General features: G+C 76.7%; 14 protein-coding genes. 7 read left to right on the plus strand and 7 right to left on the minus strand.

The features are described 5' to 3' along the window. Positions 1-3 precede the first annotated feature (3 nt). Positions 4-1,749, minus strand: a complete 1,746-nt coding sequence (locus MTO91_RS11175) for a GNAT family N-acetyltransferase (protein WP_345649636.1) — start codon at positions 1,747-1,749, stop codon at positions 4-6. Between the two features lie 40 nt (positions 1,750-1,789). Here MTO91_RS11175 and MTO91_RS11180 point away from each other — a divergent pair, with 40 nt between their 5' ends. The 3 genes from MTO91_RS11180 to MTO91_RS11190 are packed head-to-tail and all read left to right on the plus strand — an operon-like array spanning position 1,790 to position 3,361. Next, entirely contained in the window at positions 1,790-2,689 is a 900-nt protein-coding gene (locus MTO91_RS11180) for an alpha/beta fold hydrolase (protein ID WP_476654455.1), read from the plus strand. A gap of 10 nt (positions 2,690-2,699) precedes the next feature. After that, complete coding sequence (locus MTO91_RS11185) at positions 2,700-3,080, plus strand: DUF3099 domain-containing protein (RefSeq protein ID WP_307799113.1); 381 nt, start codon at positions 2,700-2,702, stop codon at positions 3,078-3,080. Between the two features lie 26 nt (positions 3,081-3,106). Further along, positions 3,107-3,361 (plus strand): DUF3039 domain-containing protein, encoded by a 255-nt coding sequence (locus MTO91_RS11190; protein ID WP_062404655.1) that lies wholly within the window; start codon positions 3,107-3,109, stop codon positions 3,359-3,361. Between the two features lie 6 nt (positions 3,362-3,367). On the opposite strand, the gene MTO91_RS11195 is transcribed toward MTO91_RS11190, so the two are convergent. From MTO91_RS11195 to MTO91_RS11205, 3 genes are all read right to left on the minus strand, one after another. After that, positions 3,368-3,928 (minus strand): GNAT family N-acetyltransferase, encoded by a 561-nt coding sequence (locus MTO91_RS11195; protein ID WP_476654456.1) that lies wholly within the window; start codon positions 3,926-3,928, stop codon positions 3,368-3,370. 57 nt (positions 3,929-3,985) lie between these two features. Next, positions 3,986-4,831, minus strand: coding sequence for an alpha/beta fold hydrolase (locus MTO91_RS11200; RefSeq protein ID WP_062404658.1), 846 nt, complete (start codon positions 4,829-4,831; stop codon positions 3,986-3,988). A 76-nt stretch (positions 4,832-4,907) separates the two neighbouring features. Further along, positions 4,908-6,761, minus strand: coding sequence for a hypothetical protein (locus MTO91_RS11205; protein WP_476654457.1), 1,854 nt, complete (start codon positions 6,759-6,761; stop codon positions 4,908-4,910). Between the two features lie 114 nt (positions 6,762-6,875). Between MTO91_RS11205 and MTO91_RS11210 the strand changes: the two genes are divergently transcribed. Beyond that, positions 6,876-7,511, plus strand: coding sequence for a class I SAM-dependent methyltransferase (locus MTO91_RS11210; protein ID WP_405417708.1), 636 nt, complete (start codon positions 6,876-6,878; stop codon positions 7,509-7,511). 167 nt (positions 7,512-7,678) lie between these two features. Next, complete coding sequence (locus MTO91_RS11215) at positions 7,679-9,406, plus strand: DEAD/DEAH box helicase (protein WP_062402543.1); 1,728 nt, start codon at positions 7,679-7,681, stop codon at positions 9,404-9,406. A gap of 379 nt (positions 9,407-9,785) precedes the next feature. On the opposite strand, the gene MTO91_RS11220 is transcribed toward MTO91_RS11215, so the two are convergent. Next, positions 9,786-10,649: an EamA family transporter gene (locus tag MTO91_RS11220; RefSeq protein ID WP_405421867.1), complete on the minus strand. Its 864-nt coding sequence runs from the start codon at positions 10,647-10,649 to the stop codon at positions 9,786-9,788. Positions 10,650-11,011: 362 nt separating this feature from the next. Between MTO91_RS11220 and MTO91_RS11225 the strand changes: the two genes are divergently transcribed. Continuing rightward, positions 11,012-11,197 carry a DUF7455 domain-containing protein gene (locus MTO91_RS11225; RefSeq protein WP_062402550.1) on the plus strand — a complete coding sequence of 62 codons (186 nt, stop codon included), beginning with the start codon at positions 11,012-11,014 and terminating at the stop codon, positions 11,195-11,197. 92 nt (positions 11,198-11,289) lie between these two features. Here MTO91_RS11225 and MTO91_RS11230 read toward each other — a convergent pair whose 3' ends face one another. Next, the gene (locus MTO91_RS11230) at positions 11,290-12,993 is read right to left on the minus strand and encodes a choline dehydrogenase (RefSeq protein WP_405417702.1); all 1,704 of its coding nucleotides are present in this window, start codon (positions 12,991-12,993) and stop codon (positions 11,290-11,292) included. A gap of 117 nt (positions 12,994-13,110) precedes the next feature. Here MTO91_RS11230 and MTO91_RS11235 point away from each other — a divergent pair, with 117 nt between their 5' ends. Then, positions 13,111-13,539: a helix-turn-helix domain-containing protein gene (locus MTO91_RS11235; RefSeq protein ID WP_073577041.1), complete on the plus strand. Its 429-nt coding sequence runs from the start codon at positions 13,111-13,113 to the stop codon at positions 13,537-13,539. 7 nt (positions 13,540-13,546) lie between these two features. Here the strand turns inward: MTO91_RS11235 and MTO91_RS11240 are convergent, their stop codons facing one another. After that, the gene (locus MTO91_RS11240; protein WP_476654458.1) at positions 13,547-14,269 is read right to left on the minus strand and encodes a hypothetical protein; all 723 of its coding nucleotides are present in this window, start codon (positions 14,267-14,269) and stop codon (positions 13,547-13,549) included. Positions 14,270-14,449: the final 180 nt, after the last annotated feature.

Consider the following 14,449-nt stretch of genomic DNA (forward strand, 5'->3'; position numbering starts at 1 on the left):
GGGTCAGAGCGGCCGCGTGTACCCGGCCCGGTCGGGCTCGTAGCCCAGCCGCGCCAGGAACCGGTGCGGCCCGTCCCCGGCGGTGTCCCCGGCCCGCGCCAGGACGGCGCCGCGGGCCCGCCCGTGCTCGTGCGCCCACTCCACCAGCGCCGAGCCGACCCCGCGCCGTCGCCACCCGACGGCGACCCGCAGCCCCTCGACCTGCAGCCGGGTCGCGCCGCGCAGGGCGGGCCCGGGCAGGATCGTGAGCTGCACGGTCGCGACCACCCGGCCGTCGCCGGCGCGGGCGACCGCGAGGAACCGGCCGGGGTCGCGGTCCAGGGCGTCGAAGGCCTCCTCGTAGGGCGCCAGGTCCGGGTCGTCGTCGTCGGCGTCGGCGTCCCCGGAACCCGACAGCAGCGCGACGACCGCCGCGACGTCGGCCCGGGTGGCCCGGTCGACGACGAGCCGGTCCCCGGCCAGCACGACGTCCGCGCCCGCCGGGTGGGCGCTGGACCGGACGCCGTCGACGACCCGGTCCAGCCAGGCGCCGACGTTCTCCCGCGCCTCGTCGGTGTCGGGGTAGCGGCAGCGCAGGTGCAGACCCGCCTCGTCGAGGATGAACCACACCATCACGCCGTCGGCGTCGCCCGCCGAGCTGACGTACTGCGCGTCCAGCCCGGCGTGGTCGATGCGCACCGGCAGCCGTCGCAGGTCCAGCCAGGAGATCGCGAACATGCCGGGCGCCTCGGGCATCCCGCCCCACGGGGCCAGCACGTCGTCGAGCGGCCAGGAGCCGAGCCGCACGGCCTCGCGGACGGCGTCGGCGCAGGCCCGCGGGTCCGGGTCGCGCGCGTCGATCACCGCGTTGGTGATGAACCAGCCGACCGAGCCGTGCCAGCGGTCGTCGTAGCGGCTGTGCACGGGGAACACCGCGCGCAGCGGGGCGTGCGCCAGCTCCCGGGTGGTGCGGGTCATGACCGAGGTGACCAGGGCCAGCGTCGAGACCCCGGACCGGCGGGCCCGGCGCTCGAACAGCGCGCAGTCGTCGACGCCGAGCACGTCACGCACCTCGACGCGCTCCGGGGGAGCCGGGGTGAGCTCGCCCAGCGGCAGCGGGAAGCGGGGCATCACGTCGCCGCCCGCGGCCAGGATCTCGGCCCAGCGCTGCCGGACCTCGTCGGGCGCGGGCTCCCGGCCGGCCAGGGCGGCGGTGTGCTCGGCGAAGGGGCGCACGGTCCCGGGCGGCAGCGTCCCGCCCAGGCCCTGCACGAGGTCGCGCAGGACCACCAGCAGCGACCACATGTCCACGTGGGCGTGGTCGGCGGCCACGACGAGCGTCGGCCGGTCCGCGGTGAGGATCACGCAGAGCCGGTGCGACGGCGCCGCGTAGGGGGTGCAGCGCTCGTCGAGCATCCGGCGGACGGCGTCGTCGACGGCCTGGCCCGGCGCGACCGGGTGGGTGACCCAGCGGCCGGGACGCAGGTCCACCTCGTGCAGCCGGGGACCGTCCGGGCCGGGGGAGAAGACCGTGCGCAGCGTCCCGTGCCGGCGCAGCACCGCCAGCCAGGCCCCGGCCAGCGCGTCGAGGTCCACCGCGGGCAGCCGGCAGGTGATCGCCATCCACGAGCCCGGCCGGTCCCCGCGGCCGACGTGGCGGCGCTGGTCGAACGAGACCGGGACCGGGTGCCCGGTCCGGCCGACGGCGACGTCGTAGCCGAGCAGCGTCCCGTAGGGCAGGCGCAGGTGCGTCACGCTCGTCAGCCGCATGGCCATAACCTAGGCCGACGAAGATCGGGAGGCGTAGCGCATGGCCACGTTCGGGATCGCCGGGGCGACACTGGACTTCGACGTCCGCGACACCTCCGGTGGTCCGGCGGTGGTGGCGCTGCACGGCCTCACCTCCAGCCGTCGCCGGGAGGCCCTGATGCGGCTCGACATCGCCTCCCGGGTCGAGGGCGTGCGGCTGCTGCGCTACGACGCGCGCGGCCACGGCCGCTCCGGTGGTAGCGCCGATCCCGCGGACTACCGGTGGCCCGCGCTGGCCCGGGACCTGCTGGGGCTGCTCGACCACGTCGTGCCGGGGGAGCGGGTGCACGGGGTCGGGCCGTCGATGGGCGCCGGGACGCTGCTGCACGCCGCGCTGGCCGACCCGGGCCGGTTCGCCAGCCTCACCCTCATGCTGCCGCCGACCGCCTGGGGGACCCGCCGCGCCCGGTCCCGCGACTACGAGCGGTCCGCGTCGGCCGTGGAGGCCGACGGTGTCGCCGCGCTCGACGCCGGTGCCGACGACGCGGACCTGCCCCCGGCCGCCCGGGGCCGCCCGCGGACCGGGCCCGACGTGCGTGCCGAGCTGCTCCCGGCGATCCTGCGCGGCGCGGCCGCCACCGACCTCCCCGCACCGGAGGAGCTGGAGCGGATCGCGGTGCCGGTGCAGGTACTGGCCTGGACCGGGGACCCGGGCCATCCGGAGTCCACCGCGCAGACCCTGCGGGAGCGGCTGCCCGCGGCCGGACTGTCGATCGCGGCGACCCCGGACGACGTCGTCTGGTGGTCGCGGCTGCTCGCCGCGCGGCTGCGCCGCTGGGAGACCCTCGACCCCACCGTCGACGGCGGGCCCGCGGGTGTGCGCGAGGCGACCGGCGGGCGCCCGCGCGGGGATCGCGTAGGGGTGTCACCATGGAAAGGGAGGTGGTTCGACAGTGGCTGAGCGGCGACGCGTGGACCCCGTTCTCATCACGGACGCGCAGATGTCCTACGAAGAGGAACTGGAGATCCGCAAGCGGCGCTACAAGTGGACGATGGGCATGCGGATCCCGTGCATGATCCTCGCCGGCGTCTTCTACCAGATCCCGTGGGTCGCGGTGACCCTGCTCGCGATCTCGGTGCCGCTGCCGTGGATCGCGGTGCTCATCGCGAACGACCGGCTGCCGCGCAAGGCGGAGACGCCCAACCGGCACCGGCAGGACCACCGGGCGATCGAGACCGGGCCGCGTCCGGTGATCGACCAGGGCGGCGACGATCCCGCCGGCCCCCGGCCCACCACCGACGACGAACAGCCCACGGGGACCACGGGAGGCGGCACCGCCTCCCCGCCCTGAGACCGGTTTCGGGCATCATGGACGCCATGTCCACGACGACGCTGCCCGAGGTCGATACCCGGCCCGAGACCACCGACAAGACCGGTGACGACCGGCCGGACATGTTCCACTACGTCAAGAAGGACCGGATCGCCGAGAGCGCGGTCCTGGGGAACATGGTCGTGGCGCTGTGCGGAGAGACCTTCCCGGTGACCAAGTCGCCCAAGCCGGGATCGCCGGTGTGCCCGCAGTGCAAGGAGATCTTCGAGGGGCTCCCCCCGGGTGGCGGCGACGGGGAGTGAGACCCCTCAGCCCCGCGCGAGCAGCAGCCGCAGCGGGGTGGAGGACGGGTCGCCGGGCACCGTGCGCAGCACGGTCTCGGTGACCATCCCGGCCGACCGGTAGAGCGCCAGCGCCGCGACGTTGTCCGCGGCCACCTCGAGCCACAGCCGCCCCGGGCCCGCCCACGGCGGTACGCCGGGGGTGTCGCCGGTCGCTCCGGGTACCCCGGCGACGGCGAGGGCGGCACCGAGCAGGGCCCGTCCGGCCCCGGTGCCGCGCCGGTCGCGGTGGACCACGAGCCGGTGCAGCTCGACCCCCGGTTCCGGGCCGCGGGGTGCGGCCAGCACGGCGTAGCCCGCCGGGCCGGGCTCGCCCGGGCGTTCCAGGAGCAGGTGCAGCCGCGCCGGGTCGGCCGCGGCGTCGTCGTGCCACTCCGGTCCGCAGGCGACGCCGATGCCCGGGGCGCCGTCGTCGAGCGCAACCAGTGCGGCGGAGTCCGCCGGGCCGCGCCACGGGCGCAGGACGGCGTCCCGGGCCGGGCGTGCGGGCGTCGTGCGTTCACCGGTCGTCCGTGCGGGGGTCACCACCCGGCCATCGTGGGGCCACCCGCGCGGTCCCGCTCGGCCGGGGCCGCGGTGGCGGGGTCAGGACCGCAGGAAGGCGTCGATCTCCGCCGCGAACGGCTCCGGGTCGAGCAGCAGCTCCAGGTGGCCGCCGGGGTAGCGGCTGATCCGGGAGCGGCGGATCCCGCGGTGCAGCATCGTGGCGTTGCCGCGCGGGACGATCGGGTCGTCGTCGCCGGCGATGATCAGGGTGTCCGCGGTGATCGCCGGCAGCAGCGGCAGGCTGGTCCAGCCCGAGAGCGCCATCAGCTGGTAGTAGTAGCCGCGCATCGGGCCGCGCCGGGCCCCCGCGCCGAGCGCCTCCGCGGCCCGTTCCGGGTGGTCGCGCAGCGAGCCGCCGTAGATGCGGGCGGCGACGGCGTCGACGTAGGACGGGTCCTGGTGGCGCTTCGGCGAGGTCATGACCGCCATCACCCGCGGCGACGCCGGGATCATCAGCGCCCCCGGACCGGTCGCGGCCAGCACGAGCTTGCGCACCCGGCGGCGACGGCTGATCGCCAGCTGCTGGGCAAGCATCCCGCCCCAGGAGAACCCCAGGACGTCGGCCTCCCGCACACCCAGCTTCGTCAGCACCTGCCCGAGCCGGTGCGCCATCCACGTCAGGTGGTACGGCATCCGCGGCACCGCCGACCCGCCGATGCCCGGCGGGTCGAACCGGATGACGTCGAGGTCCGCGGGCAGCGCCGCGACCAGCGGGTCGAGCACGTCGGTGGCGGCGCCGATGCCGTTGCACAGCAGCAGCGGGGTGCGGCGGGGGCCCGGGCCGGAGGCGGGGCGACGCACGACGCGCAGGGCACGGCCGCCGACGAGCACGTCGTGCTCCTCGAGGCCCGCGCCGCCCACGGGCCGGGAGCTGGAAGTGGTCATCACCGCCGAGCCTAGGTGCCACGGCCGGGCGGTGGGGTGCGGACGGCCCCGGGTGTGACGATCCCGGACCCCACCCTCAGACGGGGGCGGGCTCGCCCAGGTAGGTCCCCGGGGCCGGGAACAGCGGGCGCAGACGACGTCCGCCCAGCTCCGGGGGCGCGTCGCGCATCGTGCCCGAGCGTTCGACCAGCCAGGCGGCCAGGTCGTCCCACCAGGAGCCCCCGACGGCCTCGGCCCCGGCCCGCCACCGCTGCGCCACGCCGTCGCCGGTGGAGCAGGGTGCCGCGCGGAACCCGGTCGCCACCGACGGCGGCGCGATCAGCGCGCCCGCCTGGTCGCCGGGGGCCAGGACGAGCCGGCAGGCTCCGCCGAGGCGCTGCGCGGTGCGGTACCCGCCCGTCCAGGGCTGCACCGGGTCGTCGTCGGCGGCGACGAGGTAGCTGTCGCGACGCAGCTCGGCGAACCGGACGGGGGTGCCGAGGACCCGCACGTCGGGCCGGTCCGGGCCCGCGCCGTCGCCGGAGGCCGCGGCCAGCGCGGCGAGGTCGGTGTGCAGCCCGGCGGGCAGCGGCAGCAGGTCGGACACCCAGGCCCGCATCGCCCGCGCGGCGCGTCCGTCCAGGTCGGCGGTCCCGCCACCGTGCGGCACCGCCCACGGCAGCACCCGGTCCGGCCCGCGCCGCCACGCCCAGGCCCGCACCGCCGTCGCGCCGTCGAGGACGCCGTCGCGGGCGGCGAGGCCCGCGGTCTCGGCGACGGTCGCCGGGTCGGGGGCGAAGCCGGGCAGCGCGTCGGACTGGTCGAGGACGGTCGCCAGGTAGGCGACGGCGGCGACCCGGTCGTCGAGCCCGATCGCGGCCTGGTGGGCCTGCACCGCCGCGGTCAGCAGCCCGCCGGTGCGCACGCCGAGCAGCGACACCCGCGAGGCGCGGGTGATGCGCCCGCAGGCGTCGACGGCGTCGAGGACGGCGGCGGCGTGCGCGTCGAGGTCGCGGTCGGCGTCGGCGGGGCCCGCCGGGCGCCAGGACAGCGCGAACACCTGCAGGCCCTTCCCGAGCAGGTGCTCGACCAGCGAGTACCCGGGCGCGAGGTCGGCCAGCCAGTAGCGGTGCACCAGCGGCGGGACGACCAGCACCGGGGTGTCGTGCACCTTCTCGGTCCGCGGCAGGTACTGCAGCAGCTCGAACATCGGGGTGCGCAGGACGACCGCGCCGGGCGTGGCGGCGACGTCGCGGCCGGGGACGGGGCCGCCCCGGGCGTCGCGGGCGCCGGTGTCGAAGGGGACCGGCGGGGTGTCGGCACCGGGGGGTGTGAAGACCCGGTCGGCGACCTCGGCCGCTGCCGGGGAGTCCTGGGTGCCTGCGGTCCCGAGGCCGACCCGACCGTGATCGTCGTCCGGGAGGGGTTCGGTGCCGTCCGTGGCATCGTTCCCCTCCGACCCGGTGATCATGGTCGGGCCGGGGCCTGGGGCAGTGGCCTCCGGGGCGACCCGACCGTGATCGTCGTCCCTGAAGGGATCGGTGCCGTCGATGGCGCCGTTCCCTTCCGATCCGGTGATCACGAGGGGACCCGGGCCGGGGAGCAGGAGGGCGGTCAGCCCGGCGAGGGTCGCGCGCAGCCGCTCGGCGTCCGCGGCGGGCAGCGGCACGTCCGGGCTCGCGACGGCGTCGTCGAGCAGCCCGGAGACCGCCCCGGTCGTCGCGAGCAGCACCTGGGCCGCGCACCGCGCCACCGGCGCGACCGGACCGGCCGGCACGTCCGGGGCGAGGGCGGAGCGGCCCAGGCCGACCCGGCCCAGCTCGGCGACCCAGTCGCCGCCCCGGCGCAGGAGCAGCAGCGGCCGGGCGGACACCGCGGCCGCCAGCCGCAGTCCCGCCGCGGGCAGGGCGAGGGGGCCGGCGTCGGCTGGGGTGCGGTCGCGCTCGCTCATCACCTCCATCATCCCCACCGCCACCGGTCGCGGCGCGTTCACCCCGTCGTCGGACGGCGTTCGGACCGGACCGGCACGGTGACCCGGTCGCGCCGCACGAGACCCCGGAGCCCGATGAGCACCGTCGCCCCGTCCACCCCGTCCCCGCAGGCGTCCCCGGCCGGGACGGGTGCGTTCCTGCGGGAGTTCCTGCGCGACCCGCTGCGCACGGCGTCGGCGCTGCCGAGCTCCCGGGCGCTGGCCCTCGCCGCCACCGCACCGGTCCCCGCGACCGGGGACCCGGTCGTCGTCGAGCTGGGGCCGGGCACCGGGGCGTTCACCGACGTCGTCGCCGAGCGGCTCGGCGGCCGCGGCCACCACCTGGCCGTCGAGCTGAACCCGCGACTGGCCGCGCTGCTGCGGGCCCGCCACCCCGGGCTCGACGTCGCCGTCGCCGACGCGGCCGAGTTGCCCGCGCTGCTCGCCGCCCGCGGGCTCGGCGGCGCCGACGTCGTGGTCTCCGGGCTGCCGTGGGCGGCCTACCCGCGCGACGAGCCCTGGCTGACCGACGTCGTCGCCGGCTGCCTGCACCCCGACGGCGCCCTGACCCAGTTCGGCTACTCGGTGACCCTGGCCCTGCCGCCCGCCCGGCGGCTCCGGCGGCGGCTCGCCGCGGCGTTCGAGGAGGTCGTGCACGGCCGCACGGTGCTCGCCAACGTCCCGCCCGCGTTCGTCCTCACCGCCCGCCGTCCGCGGCAGCCCCGGGGCTGACCTGGCCCGTCGCCGCCGGGGAGACCCCGGGCCCGCCCACCGGGCGGTGACGGTGCGGCCCCCGGCTACCCTGATCCGCGCCCCGCAGCCCGGTCGGCGTCGACGCGCGGACCTGCCGGGGATCGCCGGTTCCCGCCCGGGAACGACCCACGGACCAGGGGAGACGTGTGTCGCAGACCCAGCTCGTGTCGCCCGAGACCCGCCCGCTGCGTGCGTGGCAGCGCAGCGCTCTCGCCCGCTACCTCGCGACCTCGCCGCGGGACTTCCTCGCGGTCGCGACCCCGGGTGCGGGCAAGACGACCTTCGCCCTGCGCGTCGCGTCGGAGCTGCTGCGCGACCGGGTCGTCGACGCGATCACCGTCGTCACCCCGACCGAGCACCTGAAGTACCAGTGGGCCGAGTCGGCCGCGGCCGCCGGCGTCGCGCTCGACCCGGAGTTCCGCAACTCCGCGGGCGGTACCTCGCGGGACTACCAGGGCATCGCGATCACCTACGCCGGCGTCGCCGCGCACCCGATGCTGCACCGCAACCGCACCGAGAACCGCCGGATGCTGGTGATCCTCGACGAGATCCACCACGCGGGCGACGCCAAGAGCTGGGGCGAGGGCGTCTACGAGGCGTTCGAGCCCGCCACCCGGCGCCTCGCCCTGACCGGGACGCCGTTCCGCTCCGACGACAACCCGATCCCGTTCGTCGAGTACGTCCCCGACGCCGAGGGCGCCCCGCGCAGCCGGGCCGACCACCAGTACGGCTACGCCGAGGCGCTGGCCGACAACGTGGTCCGGCCGGTCGTCTTCCTGGCCTACTCCGGTACGTCCAACTGGCGCACCAGCGCGGGCGAGGAGATCTCCGCCCGGCTGGGGGAGCCGCTGACCCGCGAGCAGACCGCGATGGCCTGGCGGACCGCGCTGGACCCCTCGGGGGACTGGATGCCCGCGGTGCTCGCCGCGGCCGACCGGCGCCTGCAGAGCCACCGCGACGGCGGCATGCCCGACGCGGGCGGCCTCGTGATCGCCACCGACCAGACGGCCGCCCGTGCCTACGCCGCGCTGCTCACCGGCATCACCGGGGTCCGGCCCGCGGTCGTCCTGTCCGACGAGGCGGGCGGCTCGGACCGGATCGCGGAGTTCTCCCGCTCCACCGAGCGGTGGATGGTCGCGGTCCGGATGGTGTCCGAGGGTGTCGACGTGCCGCGCCTGGCCGTCGGCGTCTACGCCACCAGCGCCTCCACCCCGCTGTACTTCGCCCAGGCGATCGGCCGGTTCGTGCGGTCGCGGCGGCAGGGCGAGACCGCGTCGGTGTTCGTCCCCAGCGTCCCGGTGCTGCTCGGCCTGGCCAGCGAGCTGGAGGCCCAGCGCGACCACGTCCTCGGCAAGCCGCAGCGGCCCGAGGAGGTCTGGAACGACGCCGAGCTCAACGAGGCCAACAAGGTCAAGGACGAGCCCGGCGAGCAGGAGAAGGCGTTCACCTCCCTCGGCGCCGACGCCGAGCTGGACCAGCTGATCTACGAGGGCGCCACCTACTCCGCCGACGAGGAGGACTACCTCGGGCTGCCCGGGCTGCTGGAGCCCGACCAGGTGCGCACCCTGCTGTCCCAGCGGCAGGCCGACTGGATCGCGAAGGGCTCGCCGCGCACCGGCGCCCAGGCCCGCGCCACCCCGGCGACCGAGCCCACCCCGCCGCCGGCCGCCGAGCGCGGGCAGAGCGTGCGGGAGCGGCTGCAGACGCTGCGCAAGGAGCTCAACACCCTGGTCGCGCTGCACAACCACAAGACCCGCAAGCCGCACGGGAAGATCCACAACGAGCTGCGGGCACACTGCGGCGGCCCGCCGGTGGCGATGGCGACCATCGAGCAGCTCGAGGAACGCATCGCGACCCTGCGGTCCTGGCGCTGAGAGCCGCCGTGGCGGGCCGCCGTGTCGCCGTCGGGCCCTGTCCTGCCCGGAGGCCGTCGCGGCCCGTGCGGGCGCGGCGGGGTCGGCCCGCCACCACCGCGGGACCTCCGCGCCACCGCGAGGATTCGACATCGGCGCGGCGACAGCGACGACGGCGCGTCGGGCCACCCGGTGATCCGTTCCGCGCGCGCAGATCCGCTCGGCGCGCGCGTCCGGACACGCGCGCCGAGCGGATCTGCGCGCGGACTGCGGATCTGCGCGCGGACTGCGGGTCGGCGCGCGGACTGCGGGTCGGCGCGCGGACTGCGGGTCGGCGCGCGGACTGCGGGTCGGCGCGCGGACCGCGGGTCGGCGAGCGGACGTGGCACCGCCCGAACGGTCAGGACGGGGCGGACCGGTCCCGGGCGGACGTGGCGGGGACGGGGACGGGTTCGTCGCCGTCGCGGGACCGCAGGGCCACCGCGGCGACGACCAGCGCGATCCCCACGGCCTCCAGCGGCCCCGGGAGCTGACCGAGCACGACGAGCCCGACCAGCGTCGCGGTGGCGGGCAGCAGCGCCAGCAGGACCGCGAACCGGGCCTGCCCGACCCGGCGCAGCACGACCTGGTCCAGCACGTAGGGGACCACCGAGCTGAGCACACCCAGCCCGACGGACAGGCCGAGCACCACCGGATCGGCGAGCGGCGCGAGGTTCGCGACGCCGAACCCGGTCGCGGCACCCGTACCCCCGGTGAACAGCAGCGGGACCAGGACGACGGCGGCCACGGTGAACCCGGTCGCCAGGTCGTCGATGCCGGAACCGGCCCGCGCGACCCGCTTGCCCAGCACGATGTAGGCCGCCCACATCGCCGCCGCGCCCAGCGCCCACAGCACCCCGGCGGGACTGCCGGACCAGCGGACGTCGGCGATGAGGAGCACGCCCGCCGCGGCCAGGCCGACCGCGCCGACGTCGCGGAACCGGCGCGAGGCGAGCGCCGCGACCAGGACCGGGCCGGTGAACTCGACCGCCACCGCGGTGCCGAGCGGCAGCCGCGCGATCGCCTCGTAGTAGGCGACGTTCATCAGCGCCGTGGCCAGCCCGAACGTCCCCGCGCGGACGAGCCGGACGCCACGCCAGGCGTCGCGGCCGGGACGGCGCCACGCCAGCAGGACCAGCGCGGCACCGATGAGGCGCAGCTCGGCGACCGCCGACGGGGCGAGCCGGTCGAACAGCCCGACGGCCAGCGCGGCCCCCACGTACATCGAGGTCCCACCGGCCAGGAACAGCAACGGAGCGGGAACACGATCGGGCGACGGGCGGGGACTCACCCGGCCAACGTAGACCGCGACACACCGTATTTACCGTGGCGCGCTTGCACGTCGGGCGAGTTGCCCGCATGATTCACACGCAGTCAACTTCATACGCAATCGGTCACCGCGGGTACATCGCGGCGCCACCGAACCGTGCGGCGCACGCCACACGTGACGGACGTCGCGACGCATCCCGGGAACACGTACAGGGGCCTCGAGCGTCTGTACAGGTGTGGGCGAGCCGCTCGTGCGGTCGTCACAGTGATACGGCGGCGAGCGCCCGAAGCCCGCCGCCGCGACGGAGGGAGACCGCTATGCAGCCCGAAACGCTGACCCGGCCCGAACTGACCCTTGCCGACCGTTGCGACCGCTGCGGTGCGGCTGCCAAGGTGCGCGCGATCCTGCCCTCCGGTGGGGAACTCCTGTTCTGCAACCACCACGGCAATGCCCACGCTGCCAAGCTGCGTGAGTCCGGGGTGCAGGTGCAGACCGGGGAGTGACACCCGGGGCGCGACCCGCGCCCCAACTCAGACCCGCGAACGGGGCGGGGATCCGATCGGATCCCCGCCCCGTTCGGCATGTCCGGGGGTGTTCAGGACACCGGTGCGAGCGGCTCCGGGCCGGTGCCCGGGCCCCCGTGCGCCCCGGCCGGCCGCGACGGCGCCGGGTCGGCGGGCAGCGGGGTGGCGCCGGTGACGATGTCCGCGGCCCGCTCGGCCACCATCACCACCGGGCCGTAGGTGTTGGCGTTGGGCACGTCCGGGAAGATCGACGCGTCGACGACCCGCAGACCCTCGGTGCCGTGCACACGCAGCGTCGACGGGTCCACGACGGCGTCGGCGTCGGTACCCATCCGCGCGGTGCTGGTCGGGTGCAGCCCGTTCTGGGCGCGCCGGGACACCCAGTCGAGGATCTCGGCGTCGGAGCGGACACCGTCGCCGGGGAAGGTCTCCCCGGCGTCGAGGCCCGCGAACGCCGGCTGGGTGAGGATCTCCCGGGCCAGGCCGACGGCCTCCACCCAGCGACGCCGGTCGCCGTCGGTGACCAGGTAGTTCTGCACCAGGCGCGGTGGGACGGCGGTGTCGCGGGACACCGCCCGCACCGTCCCGCGGACGTCGCCCGCCATCACCGAGACGTGCATCTCGTAGCCGTGCCCGACCGGCGGGACGTCCGGCGCGAAGCGCATCGCGACCGGCGCGAACAGCATCATGACGTCGGGGATGCCCCCGGCCATCGAGGTGGAGGCGAACCCGCCGATCTCGAAGTGGTTGCTGGCCCCGATCCCGGTGCCCGAGACGAGCCAGCGGGCCGCCGCGGCGGGCAGCCGGTGCGGGGCCCGGTGCGGGGCCAGCGAGATGGGCTGGGAGCAGGCGTGCTGCAGGTGCACCGCGAGGTGGTCCTGCAGGTTCGCGCCGACCCCGGGCAGCGCCACCCGGGTCTCGACGCCGATCCCGGCAAGGTGCTCCGGGTCGCCGAAGCCGGACACCTGGAGCAGCTGCGGGGTGGCGATGGAGCCGGCGGCGAGCAGGGTCTCGCCGGCGTCGACGTCGCGGAGGGTGCCGTCGGCGGCGCGGTAGCGGACGCCGATGACCCGGGTACCGCGGGCGTCGGTGCGCAGCGCGCGGACCAGGGCGCCGGTGCGGACGGTGAGGTTGGGCCGCGAGTCGGCGACCGGGTGCAGCCAGGCGTCGGTCGCCGAGAAGCGGCGCCCGCGCGAGATCGTGCGCTCGGTACGGGAGAAGCCCTCCTGGACCGGGCCGTTCGTGGAGTCGAGCAGCGCGTGCCCGGCCTGCTGCGCCGCGGCCAGGAACGCCGCGTTCAGCGGGCCCGCGGCCGGGGCGCGCTCGAGGACCTGCGGCCCGTGACCGCCGTCGGTCAGCGGGGTGCCGCGCTCGGACATCCGCCGCTCCAGGCGGCGGAAGTAGGGCAGCAGGTGGGCCGAGCTCCACTGCTCGCAGCCGGGCAGGCGGGACCAGCGGTCGTAGTCGCCCGGGTGGGCCCGCTGGTAGACCATCCCGTTGATGCTGCTGCTGCCGCCCAGTACCTTCCCGCGCGGGACGGCGATCCGGCGCCCGGCCAGACCGGCCTCGGGCTCGGTGACGTAGCACCAGTCGTAGCGGGGGTTGCCCCACGCCTTCGACAGCGCGGCGGGCATCCGGATGATCGGGTCCCAGCGGTGGTCGGGCCGGCCCGCCTCGAGCATCAGCACCCGGCGCGTGGGCTCCTCGGTGAGCCGGGCGGCCAGCACCGCCCCCGCGGATCCCCCGCCGACGATGACGACGTCGTACCGGCCCATGCGCGCCCTCCACACCCACTGTCGGGGTTGCCCTGTTCGAGGGAGCAACCCCCCTTGCGTGGATCACGGTACGCCGCGCCCACCGGCCGTCGCCGCCACCCCCGTAGGCTCGATGGTGTGACGACGACCGAGCGTGACGCCGAGGACGGAGCGGACCTCCGCGATGCCGCCGCGGACGACGCCGACGCCGCTTTGGCCGCCCTCGCCGCCCAGCTGGAGGCGTCGGTCGCCGAGCTGTCCTCGGCCCGTGAACGGGTGGCCGAGCTGCAGGAGCTGCGCTCTCAGGGGTTGAGCTGGCGGGCGATCGTCCCGCGCGAGGCACGGCCGCTGATCGTGGAGACCCTCACCCGCACCCTCGACGGCCTGGGCGCCGTCGGTGGCCGGTTCCGCCGCGAGGAGGCCGTCGCGCTGCACGGCGAGGGCGAGACGATCGCCGGGATCGGCAGGCTGTTCGGGGTCAGCCGCCAGCGCGTATCGGCCTACCTGCAGGAACACCAGCAGCTCCTCGAACGGTGTGCGGACCGCCAGGACCGGCCGGAAGCCTGACCCCGGGTCAGCCCTGGTCGTGCCTGCGGTGCCGCGCCTGCCGCTGGGCGGGCACTCGCGGCGCCACCGGCACCACGGGGGAGCGGCGGGCCGCCGGGATCAGCGCGGTGCGGTCGAGCGCGTCGGGCTGTTCCGGCACCGACGGCGGCGCGGCGCGCAGCTGCAGCCGGGCCAGCTCGCGGACGTCGGTGAGCCGGGCCGCCAGCGCGGTCACCACCGGCGCCAGCGCGACGACCAGACGCTCGCCGAGCGGGTCGTCGGGCCCGCCGCGGGCGAACAGCTGCAGGACGCCCGCGGTGCGCCCGGCGACCGGGACCGGCACCGACAGCGAGCGGACCAGGCCGCAGTCGGCCGCGGCGGCGGCCAGCTCGGGCGGTCCGGACCGGGTCAGGTCCGGGGTGGTCAGCGTGCGGTTGCCGCGCTCGGCGGCGGGGCCCGGCCCGGCGTCGGCCCGGCGCTGCAGCTCACCCAGGCGCAGCGCGGCGGTGTCGGAGCCGAACACCCGCCGGGCCTCGGGGTCGCGGGGGTCGGCGGGCTCGCGCAGCAGCAGCGCCGCACCCCCGACCCGGGCGGCGGGCACCAGAGCGACACAGATCCCGGACAGCATCGCGGCGATGTCGGCGTGCGCCACGGAGGTGGCGCCGGCCTGCAACGCGACCCGCACCAGGGCGGGGGCCGGGTCGGGCGTCGGCCGCCCGGTCGTGCCGGAGGTCCAGAGCGAGGCCGCCATCTCGTCCCTTCCGCGTCAGCTCCCGCGAGCGGGGTTCGTGACACAGCGTCGCGGGTGTGGTGGCGAGGATAACGATCGTGGTCCGCGCCGCGGACGGCGGCTCGCCCGGCCGTCCCGACGATCACCGCAGGTGACCGGATCGGACGGCCACGGTGACTGCGGGTGTCCGGCCGGTCCGGT

It is taken from the genome of Pseudonocardia sp. 2-7 (genome assembly GCF_056341085.1).

Bases quoted from the DNA above. Each gene is read 5' to 3' on its own strand.
- MTO91_RS11210 (WP_405417708.1), top strand. From the start codon at position 6,876: ATGAGCACCGTCGCCCCGTCCACCCCGTCCCCGCAGGCGTCCCCGGCC.
- MTO91_RS11225 (WP_062402550.1), top strand. From the start codon at position 11,012: ATGCAGCCCGAAACGCTGACCCGGCCCGAACTGACCCTTGCCGACCGT.
- MTO91_RS11230 (WP_405417702.1), bottom strand. From the start codon at position 12,993: ATGGGCCGGTACGACGTCGTCATCGTCGGCGGGGGATCCGCGGGGGCG.
- MTO91_RS11190 (WP_062404655.1), top strand. From the start codon at position 3,107: ATGTCCACGACGACGCTGCCCGAGGTCGATACCCGGCCCGAGACCACC.
- MTO91_RS11220 (WP_405421867.1), bottom strand. From the start codon at position 10,649: ATGTACGTGGGGGCCGCGCTGGCCGTCGGGCTGTTCGACCGGCTCGCC.
- MTO91_RS11200 (WP_062404658.1), bottom strand. From the start codon at position 4,831: ATGACCACTTCCAGCTCCCGGCCCGTGGGCGGCGCGGGCCTCGAGGAG.
- MTO91_RS11180 (WP_476654455.1), top strand. From the start codon at position 1,790: ATGGCCACGTTCGGGATCGCCGGGGCGACACTGGACTTCGACGTCCGC.
- MTO91_RS11240 (WP_476654458.1), bottom strand. From the start codon at position 14,269: ATGGCGGCCTCGCTCTGGACCTCCGGCACGACCGGGCGGCCGACGCCC.
- MTO91_RS11175 (WP_345649636.1), bottom strand. From the start codon at position 1,749: ATGCGGCTGACGAGCGTGACGCACCTGCGCCTGCCCTACGGGACGCTG.
- MTO91_RS11205 (WP_476654457.1), bottom strand. From the start codon at position 6,761: ATGAGCGAGCGCGACCGCACCCCAGCCGACGCCGGCCCCCTCGCCCTG.